The following is an 18,921-nucleotide window of genomic DNA, read 5'->3' as shown; positions in this document are numbered from 1 at the left end:
GATAAGTCGCAGCCGTTTTGCAGCTCCGCCATGATCCAATTCTGCTCCAAACACTCGACTCCTTGACCATGGCTGCGCCCGTACCGGTGCTAAATGAAGCCGACCGTTACAAGCTCGATCGCTCAGACGACGCTCTTTTTTACGCAGAGCCCCGCTTCGTCCAGCACCTCGATGCCAGCTTCCGGGCCCGGCTGACCTCTCTGTATGGAGAGCGCATCCCCCCTTGCGCCGTGGTGCTGGATCTGATGAGCAGCTGGGTGAGCCATCTACCAGAGGGCATCGCCTATCAGGAGGTGATCGGCCATGGCCTCAATGCCGAAGAGCTCAAAGCCAATCCGCGCCTTGATCGCCATTGGGTGCAAAACCTCAACGTTGATCAGCAGCTACCGCTAGCCAACGACAGCGTGGATGTGGCGCTGATCGTGGCCGGCTGGCAATACCTTCAACAACCGGAAGCTGTAGCCGCCGAGCTGCTGCGGGTGATCCGGCCCAGGGGTGAAGTGATCGTGGCGTTCAGCAACCGGATGTTCTTTCAAAAAGCGCCCCAGATCTGGACCGACGGCGGCGACCGTGATCACTTGGCCTACGTGACCCAGGTATTGATGGCCCAGGGTTGGGGCAGGCCTGAGCTGGTGGCGGAAGAGACAGCAGCCCCAGGAGCTCTCGGCTGGCTTGGCCGCAAAGGCGATCCCTTCTTGGCGGTGATTGCCGCCAAGCCGATTGCCAGCTAGGCAGCCGTCAGCAGCAGGGTCTGGCTGCAAGAACAGAAAAAAACCGGGCAGTTTTCACTGCCCGGAAAAATTCTGAAGGCTGTTGTGGTCAGCCCGAGTGGATTCAGCCCAAACCCAATTGGCCCAGGATTCCTTGGCCGGTGAGGAGCTCGGTACCGAGTCCGATCACGAAACCGAGCATGGCGAGACGACCATTCCAGGTTTCAGCGAAAGCGACAAAACCAAAGCGGGTGGTGGATTCAGCCATGAATGTTCGTTGGTTACGAAACTTAGGATGATCGTAACAGATCTTGAAGCTGAGGTTGCGCTCGATCGGGGCCGGCCATAGGGGTTCCTGCAGACCAACCCTGGATTGATCACCACTGCTGAGCAGTGGGCTTTTCCCCAACCAAGCGCCCTTATCCCCAGCTTTGCGTAGGTTTTTCCACAGAACGTCGGCTCAATATCGGCCGCTCGCCCTGATCCTTTTGGTTCTAGATGGGGAAAACGGCCCTCCCCTTGACGCGTCTCCAAGCAACACTTCCGAGCCTGAGGCCGCAGCCCCCAAACCCCGAAAGCGCCCATGGGCCGGTGCTGGTGGCCGTGCGTCTTGCCGGACTCGCCTCCCGGGGCAGCCTTTGACGGATGAGCGCCTGGCGTGGGGTGATGGGGGACCCAGGCCGAAGCCGCCATGCTCCAGATCCCGGACCACGCCCCCGCCTTTGTTTCGGTCGAAAACCAGTTCCCTGAGGAGCTGTACGACGCCATGCGGGAGTTTGTCCGGGTTCACCCGCAGTGGGATCAATACCGCCTGATGCAGGCAGCCCTGGCCGGCTTCCTCTTCCAGCACGGCTGCCCAGACCGGGCCGTGGCTCGCCATTACCTCGACGGACTATTCCGCCGCCAAGAACCTGATCCCTCCGCAACCAGGCCCTGAGCTGCCCAGCCGGGGGCAGAGTGACAGGGAATTGTTGGGCAGCAATGGCCGCAGGAGCATCAGAGGCCGATGCCCTCCTGGTGGCGATCGGCGCCGTTCCCGGCGCCTGGCTCCGCTTCCGGGTGGTGGATCACCTGGAGCCCGTGCTGCCCAGCCGGCACTGGGGCACCTTTGGGGTGAATGTGATCGCCTGCTTTGCCCTAGGGCTGATTGTGGGCCTAGAGCAGAGCTGCGGCGAAGCTTCCCGCAGAGCACTGCTTCTGATCGGCACCGGCTTCCTGGGTAGTTTCAGCACCTTCTCTAGCTTCAGCGCCGAGCTCTGGAGCGAGCTGGGCAAGCGGCATTGGCGCGAGGCTGCCGTGCTCGCTGGCGGATCGGTGACCGGAGGTCTGCTGGCGATGCTGGCGGGCCTCAGCCTGGGCGCTCAGCCGTGAGCACCATCCCAAGCCGCAGCCTGAAGGGAGATTTGCGCGACCTGGCCCTCGTGGCCGGCGGCGCCATCCCCGGCGCCTTACTGCGCTGGCAGCTGGAGGCCGATGTGATCGCCAACATGCTGGGCTGCCTACTGCTTGGGTTGGTTTTGGCCCAAGCCAGCCAGCGCAAAAGGCTGATGCTGTTGGCAGGCATCGGCTTCTGCGGGGCCCTCACCACCTTCTGCACCTGGATGTTGGACCTGGCAAGAGCCCTGCAGGCCGGCAAACCAGGGGAAAGCGCTCTGTTGCTGCTGGCGAGCCTCGCAGGTGGGGTTGCCTTGGTCGCCCTTGGCCACACCATTGGGATGTTTTTGTGCCACCGGCTGCGGGATAGGGCGGCAATCCCAAAAAAACAATGAGCAGCGCTCCTGTGAGGCCCAGCCCCTCAAAAGAAGGCTCCGTTAATCACGGTTCTCCAAAAAAGGGTCCTTATCAACCCTCCCTGCTGCGCGCCCTGCATGGCTGCAGCGCCCTGGCCGTGCTGGGTTGCTGGCTAACGAGCGTGGTGGTTTACAGCCGTTATGACGGACGCTGGGGGCGGCTTCCACTGCAGCTGCCGGGCGACTGGATTGACATCCACGGCAGCTTGGGCGTGGTGGTGTTGCCGTTTGCGGTGCTGCTGGCTGTCTACGCCTGCACCCTGGGGCGGCTCCGGCAGTTACGCCGAAGCAGGTGATCCCTCAGCCCCATCTGCGCCAAGCCACCCCCACCAGCACCAGTAGCAAGGGAAGCTCTCCCCAGCGGTCGTAGGGGCTGGGGGCCTGCAGGCGAGGAACAGTAAACACTCCGGTGGCGGCCCGCCCGGAAGGCAGCGAAGCCACGGGCATGCCGCGGCTATTCACCAGCAGGCTGGGCCCCGTGTTGGCGGCACTCACCAGCCAGCGGCCCGTTTCGATGGCCCGCAGCTGGGCCAGGGCCTGAAACTGCTGCTGGAGTAGCAGAGGGTAGGGATCAAGGTTGGCGCTGGCCAGCAGCCAGCCGGCTCCGTCGCGGGCGGCGGCAGCCAGGGAGGACCCATCGGATAGTTCGTAGCAAATTGCCCCGCCGATGGCGCCAGATGGCCGCAGCAGCAACCGCGACGGCGCTCCTGGCTGCAGGCCCCCCACGGCCGAAAGGCCGCTCCAGCGAGCCAGGTCGGCTAAGGGCACCCATTCCCCCAAGGGCACCAGCCGATGCTTATCGAGCCAGCTACTCGCCTGACTTTCCCCTGCCGCCAGGCGCAACAGGGCGCTGCGCTGCTCGGGCTCCCCCGCCACCTCCTGCCAGCGGAAGCCGCCGCTGATCAGCTCCACCGGCACCGGCTCCGCCAGCTGGGGCTCAAGGCCAAGGGCCCCCTCCGGCAGCACGACCACATCCACCGAGCGCTGGGCCGCCTCCGCCAGCGCGGCCGCCAGGCGCTGCTGCAGCCGCTGCTGCTGGTCCCACTGAAACTTGCGGCGGGTGGGAATCGCCGGCTGCAGCACCAGCACTCTCTCGCTGCCGCCCTCCCCCCGCAGGGGCATGGCCGCTAAGGCAGCAGCACCAGCGCCGTGGCTGAGCAGCACCGCTGCGGTTGTAACCACCAGCCAGCGGCGGCGCTGGGGGGCGGTGCAGCAGCGCCAGAGGCACCAGCCCAGCAGCAACTGCACCGCTGCCAGTAATCCGCTACCGCCAAAGGCAGCCAATCCCGCCAAGGGGCGATCGCCGGGTAGGGCAGCAGCCCCCAGCCCCAGCCAAAACAAAGGCCCTTTAGCCAGCAGCACCTCAATCAGCCCCCAGCCAGCGGCTAGCAGCAGGGCGCTGCTGACGCGGCGCGGGTCCAGGCGCCGCGCTAGCAGCACCCAGATGGCCACCAGCAGTGCTCCCGCCAGGGCACACAGCAACAGCAACAGCAGGGCCAGGGGCAGGCTCAAGGGGCCCGGTACGCCGATCCAATCGAGGGGATGGAGACCCAGCAACCAGCGGTGACTCACCAGCACGGCGGCGGCGCCCCATAGGGCCCCACCCCAAGCGCCGAGGGCTGAGCCAGCCAGGGCCCACAGGGGCACCAGGGCCAGCCAGAGCAGGGGAGGCAGGCCCAGAGGCGGCAGCGCCAGTCCGGCCAGCAGCCCCGAGGCCAGAGCCAGCCACCACCTCCCCAGCCGGTCATTGCCCATGGCAAGCAAGCGTAGGAAGCGCCAGGGTGTCTGGGGAATCAAGCCGCCATGGATCCGAACAACCCCCTCCAACAACTGCTGCTGCGCGGCCTCGGCACCACCTCGTTGGTGTCAGAGCGGTTGCGCAGCGTGACCCAGGCCTGGGTGCGCAGCGGCAAGCTCGATCCCAGCCAGGCTCCAGCCCTCGTCGACGACGTGCTCAAAGCCCTGCGGGGCGAAACCCCCGAGCTAGAGCAGCAGGCCGAACGCCAGCTGGAGCGCAATAAAGACCAGCTCCTGCAAGACCTAGGCCTGGCCCGTCAGCGCGAACTTGATGAGCTGCGGGGCCGACTCGACCGGCTTGAACGCAGCCTGCGTCAGCGCCCAGGCAATGAAATGCCTGGCGAGATCGAAATTCCCGACTGATCAGCCCTGGCTATCCGTCTGCCCGTCAGAATCAGTCGAGTACTTGGAGTCCCATGCGCGACATCCTGATCAGCTCCGCTGTCTGCGTGGCCTGTCTGCTGCTGGCTCTGGTGAGCCAGCTGGTCAATCCCACCGTGGTTGACGCGGCCAGAGTTGATGCGGCCAGCGCCGGTGGCCAAGCCATGGCCTCCCTGTTTTCAGCCCAAGCGCGGCCAGCCGTGAGCAGCAGCTTCGAGCTCGACCCCGACGACCCCAACCCCACCCTTTTTGTGATGGCCAGCGAAAACGATCAAACCAGCGGCGCTGAGATCGCCCAGGCCAGCGGCCTCGGCGGTGAACTCAACGCTCCAAAAGAGCGCACCACCCCCAGCGGCCTGCGCATCACCGACTTGGTAGTCGGCGACGGCGCTGAAGCCATCGCCGGCCAGACCGTGTCCGTGAACTACCGGGGCACCCTGGCCAACGGCACGGAATTCGACAGCAGCTACGGCCGCGGTCCCTTCTCCTTTCCCCTTGGCGGCGGCCGGGTGATCCAGGGCTGGGATGAGGGTGTGGCTGGCATGAAGGTGGGCGGCAAGCGCAAGCTGGTGATTCCACCCGATCTGGCCTACGGCGATCGGGGCGCTGGCGGCGTTATCCCCCCCAACGCCACCCTCACTTTTGAGGTGGAGCTGTTGCGCATCGGCGGCTGAGCTGCGGGCGGGGATCGTTAGGATGGGCGCTCTGGCTGGATGCTGGCGCGCCGCCCCTCCTGCCCAACCCGTCGTCTTTTCCCTCTCCATGGCTCACACGCTGCCCGCGCTGCCCTACGGCCTCGATGCGCTCGAGCCCAACATCTCCCGCTCCACCCTGGAGTTTCACCACGGCAAGCACCACGCTGCCTACGTGACCAACCTCAACAACCTTGTGGCTGGCACCGACCTTGAGGCCAAGAGCCTGGAAGACACCATCACCGCAGTGGCTGGTGATGCTGGCAAGGCTGGCGTTTTCAATAACGCAGCCCAGGTGTGGAACCACAGTTTCTATTGGCAGTGCATGAAGCCTGGTGGTGGTGGCCAGCCCACCGGCGCCCTGGCCGACAAGATCAATGCTGATTTCGGCAGCTACGAGGCCTTCGTCGAGCAGTTCAAAACCGCCGGTGCCACCCAGTTCGGTAGCGGCTGGGCCTGGCTGGTGCTCGATGGTGGCACCCTGAAAGTCACCAAGACCGCGAACGCCGACCTACCCCTGGCCCACGGCCAGAAGGCCCTGCTCACCATGGATGTGTGGGAGCACGCCTACTACCTCGACTACCAGAACCGCCGTCCCGACTACATGACCACCTTCCTCGAGAAGCTGGTGAACTGGGACTTCGTAGCCGCCAATCTGGCCGCCGCCTGAGTCGCACCCCCGTAGCAGCAATTCCTTGCTGCGAGCTCAGCCCCCGGCGAATCCGGGGGCTTTTTTATGGCCTTGCTGAGCTGAGCACTACTTCCGGCGCAATCCACATGGCATCGCCATAGGAAAAAAAGCGGTACTGGCGCTCAATCGCCTCGGCATAAAGAACCAAAAGGCGCTCGCGGCCTAGCAGGGCACTCACCAGTAGCAACAAGGAGCTCTTAGGCAGGTGGAAGTTGGTTAGCAGCCCCTGCACCACGGCAAACCTGTAGCCCGGCTGAATTACCAAATTCACCGGCCCCGTATGGGGCCGCAGCTCACCGCCATGCAGCTGGGCCACCGCCTCGAGGCTGCGCACCGAGGTGGTGCCGATGGCTATCACCCGGCCGCCCCGGGCGCGGCAGGCGGCCACCGCCGCCACCAGCTCTGGGGTCACCTCCACCCACTCACTGTGCAGCTGGAGTTGGCTTAGGTCTTCCGTTTCCACAGGCCGAAAGGTGCCCAGGCCCACGTGCAGCGTGGTGGTGGCCAGCTCTACACCTCGAGCGCGGACCGCCGCCAGCAGTTCGTCGCTGAGATGCAGCCCCGCCGTTGGGGCAGCTACGGCTCCCGGCCGGGAGGCGTAGCGGGTCTGATAGCGCTCGTTGTCGCTGGCGTCGTGCTCGTGGATATAGGGCGGCAGGGGGATAGCGCCGTACTGCACCAGCAGCGGCTCCAATGCGGCCGCATCGGCGCACTCCACCGGAAACTGCACAATCCGCCCGCCCGTAGCGGGGTCGCTGCCAAGCACCTGCAACGGCAGCGGCGGCTGGCCTTCGGCCACCACCTCGAGCCAATCACCAGGCTTGAGCTTCTTGGCGGGTTTAGCCAAGCAAAGCCACTGGGCCGGCCCGCCATGCCAAGGCTCGAGCACCAGCAGCTCGACTGCCCCGCCACTGGGCCGGCGCGCCTCCAAGCGGGCCCGAAGCACCCGGGTGTTATTTACCACCAGTAGGTCGCCGGGCCGCAGCTCTTGCTGCAGGTCCCAGACACTCAAATGACGAGCCTGGGGCGCAGGACTAGCCTCCCCTCGCTCCACCACCAGCAGCCTCGCCGCATGGCGCGGCTCAACGGGACGCTGGGCGATGCGCTCCTCTGGCAGATGGAAGTCGTAGCTGGAGAGCCGTAGATCGAGCTGCTCGGGAGCGCCACCCATGGCCGGCTTAAAAAGCGAGGCTTTCGGGGTTGGTCTCGATCAGCTGAGCTAAATCCTTGAGGAAGGCGGCGGCTTGGGCGCCGTAAATGGTGCGGTGGTCGCAGGTGAGATTCACCTGCATTTGATTGGCCACCCGAATCGAGCCGTCTTTACCTGCCACCACAGCGGGCCGGGAGGCGGCCACCGCCAGGATGGCGCCGGTGCCTGGGGGCAGGATTGCATCGAAGCGATCCACACCAAACATGCCCAGGTTGGAGAGGGTGAAGGTGCCGGTGCTGTATTCCTCGGGTTGGAGCTGCTTGCTGCGGGCCCGCGCCACCAGATCGGCCCAGTTGCGGGCCATGGCATAGATATCGGTCTTGTCGGCGTTGGCCAGCACCGGGGTGATCAGACCGCCGTCTTCCATGGCTACGGCCACGGCCACATTCACTGATGCGGGGAAAGCCATGGCACTGCCATCGGCGCTGGTGGCGGCGTTTACCTGGGGATGGCGGGCCAGCACCACGCCCACGGCCTTGGCGAGCAGGGCGGTCATCGTGACGCCCTTGGGCTTCACCTGCTTGTAGAAAGCGTCGAGCTTGGTGGTGGTGATTGTGTATCCCACCCGGAAACAGGGCACCGCCAGGCTGGCGACCATGTTGCGGTTAACCGCGTTTTGCAGCGTGTTGAAACCCACGCTCTCGCCGGGCCGGCCGAAGGCATCGCCGGCGGGAGCTGGGGCAGGCGCGGCTGCACCATTGCCAACTGCAGGTGCGGAGGCGGGGCCTGAACCCTCGGCAACCCGCGGCACCGTGATCGGCTGACCGGTGGCAGCCATCACGTCTTCCGCCTGGACGCGGCCGTGGGGACCGCTGCCGCGCAGGGCACCCAGATCGACACCCAATTGGGAGGCAAGCTTCTTGGCCCGCGGCGAGGCCACCACCCGGCCGCTGGCCGTCGACGCGGGAGCCACCACCGGAGCCGCCACAGCAATAGCCGGAGCAGCGGGTGTCAACGGGGCAGGAGGTTGGGTTACGGGTGCTGCGGGAGCAGGAGTTGGGGTGGCGGCCGCAGGCGCTGGGGCAGCAGCTGGTGCTGGGGCGACAGCAGGTGCAGCTGGGGCCTTGGCTGCCACCTCGGCAATCTCAGCCTCGGTTTCGACGATCAGGCCAATTGTTTCGCCCACCGGCGCCGTGCCGCCTGCAGGCATCAACACAGCCGCTAGGTAGCCCTCGTTGAAGGACTCCACATCCATATCGGCCTTATCCGATTCGACGACCAGCACGGACTCCCCGCGCTCAACCTTGTCGCCTGGCTGCTTGAGCCACTCCACGATTTTGCCCTCCGTCATGGTGGAGGAGAGGGCCGGCATGAAGATTTCGTGGGTGGCCAACGGAGGTCTGCCGTGTAATGGGCTGATTTTACGCGGCTCCCGCCAGGGGGATCAGCCGGCTTCGATGGCCTCGATCACGCCATCGCGCACCAGCACAGCCGCCTGCAGCTTCTCAACCAGGTTGTCGCCCACCTGCACATCGCAGACGCTCTCGATCTGGCCTTGCTCCACGATCTGCTCCATTTCCAATTCGCGTACCTGGCGCTGCTGCTCCAGCATCTGACGCTTCTGCTCCTCAAGCTCGGCGCGCTTTGCCGCCACCTGCTGCTGCACTGAAGCCACCTGCTCCTGCACCCGGGGGTCGAGGGGGTTGGCGCTCTGGCGGCGGATTTCGTCTACCAGCTGCTGACCCTCCTGCTCTAGCTGGGACAGCTGGGCGTCGACATTGGCGATGGCATTGCTTAGCTCTCGCTCGGCGTCCTCCTTCCAACGGGGAGTAACCACGGCACGCACGGTGATAGTGCGCTTGATCGTGAGGGAGCCGTCAGCCATGGGGGGAGCAAAGCAGCGCCCAGGCTGTCAGCAGGGCGCACCGGGGTCAACCGCCGGTTCGCCGCACCGCACCCACAAGGGTCAGCGGGGTGCGTAGATCGCCTCAATCGCCGCAGCGTCGCGGGCCGTAATCCGGTCGCGGCGCTGCTTGAGGGTCTGGGTGAGCAGACCGTTATCGAGGGTGAATGGCTCCACCAAGGCCACACCGCAGAGGCGTTCGTCGGGACGGGAGCCGGGGCGGGCGGCCAGCAGCCGATTGCACTCTCGCGTCAGAGCCCGCAACAGGGCCAGATCGCTTGACTCCGCAGCCTCCTTGGGCACCACCAGGGCGCCGAGCTGCTTGCGGTCCTGGCCCACCACCAGCACCTGCTCGATCAAGGGGCTGGCCACCAAGGCCTCCTCGAGGGGGCCGGGCTCAATGTTTTCGCCGCTGCTGAGCACGATCGTGTCCTTGGCCCGGCCCGTGAGCACCAGGGAGCCATCGGGCAGCAGGTGGCCCAGATCGCCGGTGTCAAACCAGCCTTCGCCGTCAAGCACGGCTGCGCTGGCCTCCGGCTTGCCCCAGTAGCCCGCCATCACCTGGGGGCCGCGAGCCAGCACCCGGCCCCGCTGCCCCAGGGCCAGCAGCTCGCCGGATTCGGGATCAACGATCCGCAGGCTGGTGCCCGCCAGGGGCTGGCCGGCGCTGCCGCGGCGGTTGGCCCAACGGCGCCGGCAGGTGAGCACGGGACTGGTTTCGGTGAGGCCGTAGCCCACCAGCAGCTCGATGCCGATGGCCTCGAAGAAGCCATCCACGTGCATGGCCAGGGCGCCGCCACCGCTGATGGCAGTGCGCAGGCGGCCGCCCACCAGCTGCTGGCGCAGCTTCGGCCAAAGCAAGGCCGCCGCCAGCCGGTGCAGGGGCCAGCGCAGCAAGGCCAAGCCGGCCGCCCATAACCGAGACAACACCCCTTCAGGGCGCAGGGTGAGATCGAGGGCCTGGCGGCGGCGGCGGCCAAAAGCGCGGCTGTTGGCCAGGGCCGCGCCCAGTAACCGCTGGCGCGAGGCCGGCATGGCCGCCAGGGCGTCGTCAAAGCCAGAGAGCAAGGCCTCCCACAGGCGCGGCACGCTGATCAAGTAGTGGGGCTTTACCCGCTGCAGGTCGGCGCGCAGCTGCTTGAGGGTTGTGTAGGTCTGGCGGCAGCCACAGGCCAGAAGGAAATACTCAGCGCTGCGCTCATAGGAGTGCCAGATCGGCAGCACGCTCACCACCCGGTCACCCGGCTTGGGTGCCACGGCCACTCCCAGGTGGCGCAGCTGGTGCAGCAGGTTGGCGTGGCTCAGGGGCACGCCCTTGGGCTGCCCCGTGGTGCCAGAGGTGTACAAAATCGTGGCGAGGCGGGCCCCAGCAGCCGGTGGTGGCGGGGCCGGCGTGCCGCAGGCCAACGCCGCCGCCCCGCGCTCGAGCAGTTCGCCCCAACTGAAACAGGGCCCTGGCTCCGCCCCCCCATCCCGCTCCCCCTCCAACAGCACCACAAAGCGCAAGCGCGCCCTTGCCTCAGGGGAGAGGTTCAGCTTGGCCAGCAGGGACGCCGACTCCACCACCAGGCCGCAAGCGCCGGAATCTTCAAGGATGTAGAGCAGCTCCTCCACAGGAGCGGCGCTGCCCCGCACCGCATCAGCGGCCCCAGCCCGCATCAGCCCCTGGTCGGCCTGCAGCCAGCGGGGACCGTTTTCGGCAAACAGGGCCACCACATCGCCAGCGCCCACGCCCAGGCCGGCAAAGGCCGCCGCGGCCTGCTCAATGCGCTGCTGCAGCTGGCGGTAACTGAGCTGCTCGGGCGTGACCGCATGGGGAGCCTCCAGGGCCAGGGCATCGCCGTGGCGCGCCGCCAGCACTGGCCAGAGCTGCTCCAGGCCGGTGAGACCGCTCCAGTCGGCGCGCTGGGCCAGGGCCTGGCGATCGCGGCGACTGCCGCTCCAATGGATTTCAGCGGGGGAGGCGGCGCGGGCCACGGCGGTGGAAGCGGTAGGGCTTGGCAGCAGTGTTAACACCCCTGGGGCGCACGCCAGCCTGCAAGGGAGGGGACTGGTCAGTGATCCTGCCGCCAGCGGCGCACCACCAGTTCGGGGCTCTGGTGGTCCAGATCCACCGCAGCATTGAGCTGTTGCATGGTGGCTGCCGAGAGGCGGCCCGCCAGGTTCTCCAGCACCGGCACCAGCTCCGGATGGCGCTCCAGGCTTGCGGCGTTGAACACGGGCACCGCGTCATAGGCGGGGAAGTAATGGCGGTCGTCCAGCAGCACCTGCAACTTCAGGGAGGGAATCAGGCCGCTGGTGCTATCTCCTGCAATCAGATCCACCCGGCCGTCGGCCAGGGCCCGGTAGGTAAGGCCCAGATCCATGGCCGTGGGCGGCGCAGCGAAACGCAGGCCATAGCGGCTGGCCAGCCCCGGGTAGCCATCGCCCCGGTTAAGAAACTCGTAGCCGAAGGCCGCCCGCCATCGGCGGGCGGGCTGCACCGCCTGGCTGATGGTGCGGAGCCCGCGTTGCTGCCCCTGGGCTTGGCGGATCAAAATCGCAAAGGTGTTCTCGAAGCCAAGCGAGGGGAACATCCTCAGCCCGTAGCGCTCGGCATAAAGCCGGCGAGCGCGGCTCCAGAGGCTGGCCCGGTCGCTGGCGCCGGGTCCCGAGGGCTGCTTGAGGATCGCCGACCAGGCCGTGCCGGTGTATTCGACGTAGCCATCGACCCGGCCCTGGCGCACGGCTTCATGGCAAAGAAAGGTGCTGCCGAGGCTGAATTCGCGCCGCACCTGCAGCGAAGTGAGTTCTTCAATCTCCTGGGCCAGCAGTTCACCAAGCAACTGCTGTTCGGTGAAACCCTTGGCCCCGATCACCACCGAGCCAGCAGGGCCTGGAGGGGCCAGCTGATGCCAGCCGAGGACGACGGCAAGCAGGGCCGCGCCGGTCAGGGCCGCCGCCAGGGCCCACCGCCGCCGGAGCCACTCCCGGATCCCTAGCCATAGCCGTGACCTTTGAAGGGGCTGCCCCGTCCCCTGGACTAGGTGATTCTCTAGGGCTCCCAGACAAGCATCGGCAGCCAGAGCAATGGCCGCCGCCGGCAGGGCCCCGGCCAGCAGCAGGGTGTTGTTCACCGTGGCGATGCCCCGGAAGATGAATACCCCCAGCCCACCGGCACCAATCGCCGCGCCGATCGTGGCCACCCCCACGGCGATCACGGCAGCCACCCGCAGGCCCGCCATCAGGCTGGGCAGGGCCAGCGGCAGCTCCACGTAGCGCAGCACCTGGCCGCCACTGAGACCCAATGCCTGCCCGGCCTGCTTGAGCCCAGGCGGAACCTGTTGGAGCCCGGTGAGCAGTCCGCGCAGCAGGGGCAGCAAGGCGTAGAGGGTCAGGGCCACCACGGCCGGCGTGGAGCCGATGCCACCGAGCAGGGGCACAGTCAGCAACAAGCCGAATATCGCCAGGCTGGGGATGGTCTGCACGGCATTGGCCAGCCCCAGCACCAGGCGGCGCCAGCGGGGGTGCGCCTGAATCGCCAGACCAAGGGGCAGGGCAATCAGCAGGGCCAGCGCCACACTGGAAGTCACCAGAACAAGGTGTTCGCCGCTGCGGAAAACAATTTCCCTGGCCAGCTCAGCAGTCACAGCTGGAACATCCCGTCCTGGGGATTGGATGGCCGCAGCACCAGGCCGAAACGGCTGGCAAAAGCATCCAGCAATGGCCGGCGCAGCTGCTGGGTGTTGAGCTGCGGCCGCCAATCCACCAGACGCCCCACGGGCCGATCAGCGAGTCCGCAGGGCACCACTGCCGCAAAACCAGCCAGGTCGCAATCCACATTCAAGGCCAGGCCGTGCTGGCTGATCCAGCGCCGCGCCCCCACACCGATCGCCGCCAGCTTGCGGCCCTCCAGCCACACCCCGGTGAGCCCATCGATCCGCTCGCCCTGCAAATCCAGACCCGCCAGCACATCGATCACCACCTGCTCAAGTTGGCGCAGGTACAGGTGCAGGTCAGCGCCGTGGCGCTGCAAATTGAGCACCGGGTAGAGCACCAACTGGCCCGGGGCGTGGTGGGTCACCTCGCCGCCGCGGTCAATGCGATGCAGGGGCAGGGGCGGTGCGGCGGGATCGAAGCTCAGAAAGGCCTCCGATGCGCCTCGGCCCAGGGTGTAGCAGGGCTCATGCTCAAGCAGGAGCACGCTGTCAGGCCCCTCGGGATGGTCCAGCAGCCGCTGCTGCAGCTGGCGCTGGGCCGCCCAGGCCCGTTCAAACGGCACCGGAACCGTCGCTTCAAAAAGGATTGCATCGAGGTTGGTTGATATCACAAGCCGTTCTTAGCGTTGGTGCACCAGAGCACCGGAGGCGGTTGCCATCTGATGAAACTGCTGATCCATGGCCGCAATCTTGACGTCACTCCCGCCATTCGGGAGTACACCGAAACCAAGCTGACCCGCGCCATTCACCACTTTGAGGGCCTCGTTAAAGAGGCCGATGTGCACCTGTCGGTGGCCCGCAATCCCCGGGTGCCGCAGCAAACGGTTGAAGTCACGATGTTTGCCAATGGCACCGTGATCCGAGCCCAAGAGCGCAGCGACAACCTCTACGCCAGCATCGACCTGGTGGCTAGCAAGCTCAGCCGCCAGCTGCACCGCTACAAGGACCGTATCCAGGAGCAGGAGCAGGGGCCGGTGCACCGCTCCGCCCGCGACGAGGAGGCCGGCGCCGCCGCCAATCTGCCGCCCCCCGGCAGCACCTTGGTGGACGGCAAGGAGCCCGAACTGCCCAACCGGGGTGTGCGGCGTAAGTACTACGACATGCCCTCGATGAGCATCGATGATGCCCTGCACCAGCTGGAGCTGATCGACCACGACTTCTACGTCTTCCGCGACGCCGAAAGTGGCCAGATCCAGGTGGTTTATCACCGCAACCATGGCGGCTTCGGGGTAATCCAGGCCAAAGACGCGTGAGCGCCGACCGGCCAGACCTAGCCCCCCTGATCGACCACGCCCTGCTGGATCCCCACCACGGCAGCAGCGCGGTGCGCCAGTGCTGCGAGGAAGCCCGCCATTTCGGCTTTGCCGGGGTGTGCGTGGCCTCCCGCTGGGTGGCCAGCGCCAGGGAGCAGCTGCCCCTTGAGGGCAAGGGCGCCAGCCCCCAGCTGATTGCCGTGGTGGGCTTCCCCTTCGGCGCCGTGCCAGCGGCGGTGAAGCTGGCCGAAGCGGTGGCAGCGGCTGAGGCCGGGGCCGACGAACTGGACGTGGTGCCCGATTTCGGCGCCCTAGCGGACCGCCAGAGCACGCCGATCCACGACGAACTCGCCGCCATCTGCGAGCTGGGCCTGCCGGTGAAGGTGATCCTGGAGGTGGGCAGGCTCGATCCCGACGCCCTGGCCCTGCTGGTGGAGATCAGCATCGATGCCGGCGCCCGCTTCCTTAAAAGCGGCAGCGGCTTTGGGCCAGCGGTAACGGTGGACCACATTGAACAGCTGCGCCAGCTGGCCCGCGGTCGGGCAGCCATCAAGGCCTCCGGTGGCATCGCCAACCTGGAGCATGCCCTTGCCCTGGTGGAGGCTGGCGCCACCCGGCTCGGCACCAGCCGCGGCGTGGCCCTGGCCCAGGCGATGCGGGGCTGAAGCAACCGTGCCGGAGCAAAGCCTCGAAGGGTTGGCGCTGAGCTGCCGGCCCCTGGGCGAAAACGACAGGCTGCTTACCCTGCTCAGCGACGAGGAGGGGGTGGTGCGGCTGGCCGTGCCGGGGGCGCGCAGACCCCGCAGCAGCCTGGCCGCCGCCGTGCCCCTGAGCCATCTACGCCTGCAGGTGGGCGGTCGCAGCGGCCTGAGGCGGGTGCGTCAACTGAAAGTGCTGCGCAGCTACAGCGGCCTGGCCCAGCAGCTGGAGGCCCTCGCCGCCGCCCAGGCCCTGATGGAGCTCTGTCTGGCCCTGGTGCCAAGCGACGCACCCTCCGCCGGCATCCTGGGCGACCTACTGATGCAGCTAGGCCGCCTCGACGCCCTGGTGCGGGAGCGAAGCTGCGACCTAGAAGCCTTGGCAATCGCGGTGCAGGGCAGCGTCCACCTGCTGGCCCTTGGCGGCTACGCCTTACCCCTGGGCTGCTGCAGCCGCAGCGGCGAGCCCCTGGATCCGCCCGTGGGCGATTGGGATTGGCGCTGCAGCTTGGTGCCGAGCGAGGGGTTGGTGATCGGAGGCGTGCCGGGGGCACGGGTAGTGCTCAATGCATCCGAACTGGCCCTGCTGCAACGGCTGCTGCGGCCCAACCTGCCCCGCCGGCGCGATGGCGAACTGATGGGCCCCCTGCCGGTATGGCTGCACCTGCTGGAACTGGTGGAACACTGGTGCCAGGAGCATCTCAGCCGCAAACCCCGGGCTTTCCGGCTGCTGCGCACCGGCCTGGCAGCCGGTACTGCGCCATCATGACGAGCCAGCAGCAATTCGAGCCAGTTTGAGCGGCAATTCCAACGCCACCGGATTGCAGGGCGTTCTGGCGCTGCCCGATTTCCGCTGGCTCTGGCTTGGCCAGATCTTTTCCCAGCTGGCAGACAAGTTTTACATCGTGCTGATGGTGTTCCTGATCGCCCAGACCTGGGTGAAGGGAACGCCTGAGGCCAACCCCGCCCTGGCGGAGGCCGCCTCGGCAATCCGGCTGGACCTGCCCGAAACCCGGGCCCAGATGATCACCCTGCTGGCCACGGGGATCTACGTGGCCAACACGATTCCAGCCATGCTGCTGGGCACTGTCGCCGGGGTCTGGGCCGACCGCTGGCCCAAGCGGGGCGTGATGGTGGCATCCAACGGCCTGCGGGCGCTGCTGGTCTTGCTAGCTCCCCTATGCCTGCTGGAGGGCCCCGAGTGGCTGGGGCTGAGCTGGGGCTACTGGGGGTTGGTGCTGATGACCTTTTTCGAATCGGTGCTCACCCAGTTTTTTGCGCCGGCCGAACAAGCAGCCCTACCCCAGCTGGTGCCAAGCGACCAGCTGTTAGCAGCAAACTCGCTTTATCAGGCCACCAGCATGGCCGCCACGATCGTGGGCTTTGCCCTGGGTGATCCGATCCTGCGGCTCCTAAACCTGGGCCTGCAACGCATCGGCATCAGCGGTGGTGAATTTCTGCTGCTGCCCCTTTGCTACGGCCTAGCGGCCGTAGCCATCAGCCGAATCCGCTGGCAGGAGCCGCCTCGGGCGCCGAGCCGCACAACCGTGTGGCAAGAAATCGGCGAGGGGATTCAGGTGCTGCGGGAGCGGCCGCGGGTGTTCAGCGCCATGGTGCAGCTGGTGTTGCTCTACAGCCTGCTTGCCGCCCTTTACGTGCTGGCGATCAGCCTGGCGGCGGCTATCCCCGGGCTTGGCCCCACCCAGTTTGGAACCCTGCTGGCGATGAGCGGCCTGGGCCTGGCCATTGGGGCCCTAGCCGTGGCCCAGCTGGGCCAGGGGCTCAACCGCCGCCACCTGGCTGCCACGGGCCTCGCCACGATCGGCTGGAGCCTGGTGCTGCTGGGTCAGTTGCGCGGCAATTTGGTGTTCACCTTGCTGCTTTGCGGCGTGCTGGGGGTGGGCTCGGCCCTGCTGGCGATTCCCGCCCAAACCACAATCCAGGAAGAAACACCGGAAGAGCTGCGCGGCAAGGTATTCGGCCTGCAAAACAACCTGATCAACGTGGCCCTGAGCCTGCCTTTGGTGCTGGCCGGGGCGGTGGTGAGCCGCTACGGCCTGCTGCCGGTGCTCTGGGGCCTGGCAGCCATTGCCCTGCTGGCGGCCTTATTGGAGCGGCCCTGGCAGCGCTGGTAGCGTGAACCTCCGGACGCGCGAGCCCTGGTGGCCCACATTGCCTGGCTGGGCAAGAAAACACCGTTCTGCGGCAACGTCACCTACGGACTGAGCACGACCCACGCGCTGCGCAGCCGCGGCCATGGGATCAGCTTTATCCACTTCGACACACCCCCCGGCAGCCTGGCTCGCTCCAGCGATGCCCTGCCGGACGCTGACAACCAGGGCGACAGCAATGGCGGCGGCCCAGAAGTTGCCCTGCCTTACCTAGTGAAGTCGCAGGTGTACACGATTCCATCGCTGGGGGCCCAGCGGGAATTGCGCGAATCCCTGGAGCGACTGAAGCCCGACCTGGTGCACGCCAGCCTCACCCTCTCTCCCCTCGATTTCCGCCTACCCGATCTCTGCCAGCAGCTGGGGCTACCGGTGGTGGCCACCTTTCATCCCGCCTTCGATGCGAGCTTGCGCAACCTCACCGCCGGCACCCAGCAGCTCACCTACCAGCTCTATGGGCCCACCCTGGCCAAATTTGATCGGGTGATCGTGTTTTCGGAGCTGCAGGCGGAGATGCTGCTGCGCCTGGGGGTGCGGGCCGAGCGGCTGGCCGTGATCCCTAACGGCGTCGACACCAGCATGTGGCAGCCGGCATCGCTGGCCGCCGCTGCCAGCCCAGAGCTGCAGGAGCTGCGCCAGCGCTTTGCCGGCCGGCGCGTCTTCCTGTACATGGGCCGGGTGGCCACTGAGAAAAACGTCGAGGCCCTGATCAAGGCCTGGCGGCTCGTGCGACCCGCCGGCTGCGTGCTGGTGATCGTGGGCGATGGCCCCTTGCGCAGTGCGCTGCAGGCCCCGGGGGATGAACCAGATCTGGTGTGGTGGGGCTATGAGCCCAGCCTGGAGCGGCGCGTGGCCTTCCAGCAGCTGGCCGAGGTGTTTCTGCTGCCCTCCCTGGTGGAGGGCCTGAGCCTGGCCCTACTGGAGGCCATGGCCAGCGGCACCGCCTGCATCGCCACAGACGCCGGCGCCGATGGCGAGGTGCTGGAGGGGGGCGCTGGCATCGTGATCAGCACCCAGGGCGTCACCACCCAGCTGCGCACCTTGATCCCAGTGCTGCGCGATCAACCCGTGCTCACCGCCGAGCTAGGCCGTCGCGCCCGCGCCCGCGCCCTAGAGCGCTACACACTTGAGGGCAACATCGACGCTTTAGAGGCGCTCTACGCCGAGCTGGTGCCCCGAAGTTCACTGGTGGCCTGAACCTCACTGGTGACCTAAAGCCCGCCCAGCTCCAGGCAACAAGCCGCGAAGGCCGCAGCTGGATCTGGCGCCGCCGTGATCGGCCGGCCTATCACCAGCTGGCTGGCACCGGCGGCGACAGCCTGGGCCGGTGTCAGCACCCGCTGCTGATCGCCAAGAGCTGCTCCAGCGGGGCGGATGCCGGGGGTCACCAGAGCAAAGGGCTCTGGATGGGTTGCCCGCAGGGCGGCCACCTCCATGGGTGAGCAGACGCAGCCGCCGATACCGGCCGCCGCCGCCAGCTGGGCCAGCCGGGGCACGTAGGCAGCAAGCGGCTCCACAATCGCCAGCTCAGAGGCAAAACGGGCCTGCTCCCAGCTGGTGAGTACCGTCACCGCCAGCAGGGTGGGGGCAGGCAGGCCTGCCGCCGCAGCCGACTCCAGCGCCGCCGCCTGGGCCGCGCCCAGGGCCGCGCTGCCGGCGCAGGCATGCACCGTGATCAGCTCAGCACCGAGGCGGGCGGCACTGCGGCAGGCACCGGCCATGGTGGCCGGGATGTCGTGGAACTTGAGATCGAGGAACACCCGTTTGCCCTGATCGCGCAGTTGCTGGACCACCGCCGGCCCGCCAGCCACGAACAGCTCCAGGCCCACCTTCACCCAACGCAGCTCGGGTACGGCGGCGGTGAAGGACAGGGCCTGCTCAGGGGCCATGCCATCGAGGGCCACGATGATTCGATCACTGGGCTCAAGCAAGGGCCGCTGGCAGCTTGCATGCAGGCTAGACAGGGCGTCTCCCAGAAGACATGGCGATG

General features: G+C 67.0%; 22 protein-coding genes. 13 read left to right on the top strand and 9 right to left on the bottom strand.

Features of this window, described 5'->3' with window-relative positions:
• Positions 1–68 precede the first annotated feature (68 nt).
• Complete coding sequence (locus tag KBY73_RS13010) at positions 69–731, top strand: class I SAM-dependent methyltransferase (RefSeq protein WP_254937532.1); 663 nt, start codon at positions 69–71, stop codon at positions 729–731.
• Positions 732–834: 103 nt separating this feature from the next.
• Here KBY73_RS13010 and KBY73_RS13005 read toward each other — a convergent pair whose 3' ends face one another.
• Positions 835–978 carry a chlorophyll a/b-binding protein gene (locus KBY73_RS13005; RefSeq protein ID WP_242036302.1) on the bottom strand — a complete coding sequence of 48 codons (144 nt, stop codon included), beginning with the start codon at positions 976–978 and terminating at the stop codon, positions 835–837.
• 423 nt (positions 979–1,401) lie between these two features.
• Between KBY73_RS13005 and KBY73_RS13000 the strand changes: the two genes are divergently transcribed.
• From KBY73_RS13000 to KBY73_RS12985, 4 genes are read left to right on the top strand one after another with little or no spacing between them, the layout of a single operon-like run.
• The gene (locus tag KBY73_RS13000; protein ID WP_254937496.1) at positions 1,402–1,647 is read left to right on the top strand and encodes a DUF2811 domain-containing protein; all 246 of its coding nucleotides are present in this window, start codon (positions 1,402–1,404) and stop codon (positions 1,645–1,647) included.
• 44 nt (positions 1,648–1,691) lie between these two features.
• Positions 1,692–2,081, top strand: a complete 390-nt coding sequence (locus KBY73_RS12995) for a CrcB family protein (protein ID WP_254937495.1) — start codon at positions 1,692–1,694, stop codon at positions 2,079–2,081.
• The gene (locus KBY73_RS12990; RefSeq protein ID WP_254937494.1) at positions 2,078–2,479 is read left to right on the top strand and encodes a CrcB family protein; all 402 of its coding nucleotides are present in this window, start codon (positions 2,078–2,080) and stop codon (positions 2,477–2,479) included. Before KBY73_RS12995 ends, KBY73_RS12990 begins: the two co-directional genes overlap by 4 nt.
• The gene (locus KBY73_RS12985; RefSeq protein ID WP_254937493.1) at positions 2,476–2,796 is read left to right on the top strand and encodes a hypothetical protein; all 321 of its coding nucleotides are present in this window, start codon (positions 2,476–2,478) and stop codon (positions 2,794–2,796) included. Before KBY73_RS12990 ends, KBY73_RS12985 begins: the two co-directional genes overlap by 4 nt.
• A gap of 4 nt (positions 2,797–2,800) precedes the next feature.
• Here the strand turns inward: KBY73_RS12985 and lnt are convergent, their stop codons facing one another.
• Positions 2,801–4,255 carry an apolipoprotein N-acyltransferase gene (lnt, locus tag KBY73_RS12980; RefSeq protein WP_254937492.1) on the bottom strand — a complete coding sequence of 485 codons (1,455 nt, stop codon included), beginning with the start codon at positions 4,253–4,255 and terminating at the stop codon, positions 2,801–2,803.
• Between the two features lie 48 nt (positions 4,256–4,303).
• On the opposite strand from lnt, the gene KBY73_RS12975 reads away from it, so the two are divergent.
• The 3 genes from KBY73_RS12975 to KBY73_RS12965 all read left to right on the top strand — a co-directional run bounded on the left by KBY73_RS12975 (position 4,304) and on the right by KBY73_RS12965 (position 6,040).
• On the top strand, positions 4,304–4,660 hold the full coding sequence (locus KBY73_RS12975; protein WP_106502258.1) for a phasin family protein: 357 nt from the start codon (positions 4,304–4,306) through the stop codon (positions 4,658–4,660).
• 53 nt (positions 4,661–4,713) lie between these two features.
• Entirely contained in the window at positions 4,714–5,352 is a 639-nt protein-coding gene (locus KBY73_RS12970; RefSeq protein ID WP_254937491.1) for an FKBP-type peptidyl-prolyl cis-trans isomerase, read from the top strand.
• A gap of 88 nt (positions 5,353–5,440) precedes the next feature.
• Entirely contained in the window at positions 5,441–6,040 is a 600-nt protein-coding gene (locus KBY73_RS12965; RefSeq protein WP_254937490.1) for a superoxide dismutase, read from the top strand.
• Positions 6,041–6,104: 64 nt separating this feature from the next.
• Here the strand turns inward: KBY73_RS12965 and queA are convergent, their stop codons facing one another.
• The 6 genes from queA to lipB form a co-directional block, all read right to left on the bottom strand.
• A complete protein-coding gene (queA, locus tag KBY73_RS12960) occupies positions 6,105–7,232 on the bottom strand; it encodes a tRNA preQ1(34) S-adenosylmethionine ribosyltransferase-isomerase QueA (RefSeq protein ID WP_254937489.1) in 1,128 nt (375 codons plus the stop codon).
• A gap of 7 nt (positions 7,233–7,239) precedes the next feature.
• A complete protein-coding gene (locus tag KBY73_RS12955; protein WP_254937488.1) occupies positions 7,240–8,604 on the bottom strand; it encodes a dihydrolipoamide acetyltransferase family protein in 1,365 nt (454 codons plus the stop codon).
• 51 nt (positions 8,605–8,655) lie between these two features.
• Positions 8,656–9,096 (bottom strand): YlqD family protein, encoded by a 441-nt coding sequence (locus KBY73_RS12950; RefSeq protein ID WP_106502263.1) that lies wholly within the window; start codon positions 9,094–9,096, stop codon positions 8,656–8,658.
• Between the two features lie 81 nt (positions 9,097–9,177).
• On the bottom strand, positions 9,178–11,091 hold the full coding sequence (locus KBY73_RS12945; protein ID WP_254937487.1) for an AMP-binding protein: 1,914 nt from the start codon (positions 11,089–11,091) through the stop codon (positions 9,178–9,180).
• 77 nt (positions 11,092–11,168) lie between these two features.
• Positions 11,169–12,743 carry a glycine betaine ABC transporter substrate-binding protein gene (locus KBY73_RS12940; protein WP_254937486.1) on the bottom strand — a complete coding sequence of 525 codons (1,575 nt, stop codon included), beginning with the start codon at positions 12,741–12,743 and terminating at the stop codon, positions 11,169–11,171.
• The gene (gene lipB / locus KBY73_RS12935) at positions 12,740–13,423 is read right to left on the bottom strand and encodes a lipoyl(octanoyl) transferase LipB (RefSeq protein WP_396097111.1); all 684 of its coding nucleotides are present in this window, start codon (positions 13,421–13,423) and stop codon (positions 12,740–12,742) included. Before lipB ends, KBY73_RS12940 begins: the two co-directional genes overlap by 4 nt.
• A gap of 51 nt (positions 13,424–13,474) precedes the next feature.
• Between lipB and hpf the strand changes: the two genes are divergently transcribed.
• From hpf to KBY73_RS12910, 5 genes are read left to right on the top strand one after another with little or no spacing between them, the layout of a single operon-like run.
• Entirely contained in the window at positions 13,475–14,065 is a 591-nt protein-coding gene (hpf, locus tag KBY73_RS12930) for a ribosome hibernation-promoting factor, HPF/YfiA family (RefSeq protein ID WP_254937485.1), read from the top strand.
• Positions 14,062–14,730: a deoxyribose-phosphate aldolase gene (deoC, locus tag KBY73_RS12925; RefSeq protein WP_254937484.1), complete on the top strand. Its 669-nt coding sequence runs from the start codon at positions 14,062–14,064 to the stop codon at positions 14,728–14,730. Before hpf ends, deoC begins: the two co-directional genes overlap by 4 nt.
• 7 nt (positions 14,731–14,737) lie before the next feature.
• On the top strand, positions 14,738–15,532 hold the full coding sequence (gene recO / locus KBY73_RS12920; RefSeq protein WP_254937483.1) for a DNA repair protein RecO: 795 nt from the start codon (positions 14,738–14,740) through the stop codon (positions 15,530–15,532).
• Positions 15,533–15,557: 25 nt separating this feature from the next.
• Entirely contained in the window at positions 15,558–16,898 is a 1,341-nt protein-coding gene (locus KBY73_RS12915; protein ID WP_261349850.1) for an MFS transporter, read from the top strand.
• A gap of 27 nt (positions 16,899–16,925) precedes the next feature.
• The gene (locus KBY73_RS12910) at positions 16,926–18,128 is read left to right on the top strand and encodes a glycosyltransferase family 4 protein (protein ID WP_254937482.1); all 1,203 of its coding nucleotides are present in this window, start codon (positions 16,926–16,928) and stop codon (positions 18,126–18,128) included.
• A gap of 14 nt (positions 18,129–18,142) precedes the next feature.
• Here the strand turns inward: KBY73_RS12910 and pyrF are convergent, their stop codons facing one another.
• Positions 18,143–18,862, bottom strand: coding sequence for an orotidine-5'-phosphate decarboxylase (pyrF, locus tag KBY73_RS12905; protein ID WP_254937481.1), 720 nt, complete (start codon positions 18,860–18,862; stop codon positions 18,143–18,145).
• Positions 18,863–18,921 lie beyond the last annotated feature (59 nt).

This window comes from Cyanobium sp. Tous-M-B4 (assembly GCF_024345395.1).
In the GTDB taxonomy this organism is placed as follows: domain Bacteria; phylum Cyanobacteriota; class Cyanobacteriia; order PCC-6307; family Cyanobiaceae; genus Cyanobium_A.
The sequence above is the reverse complement of the archived record's forward strand: the minus strand, read 5'-3'. Positions and strand labels throughout refer to the sequence as shown.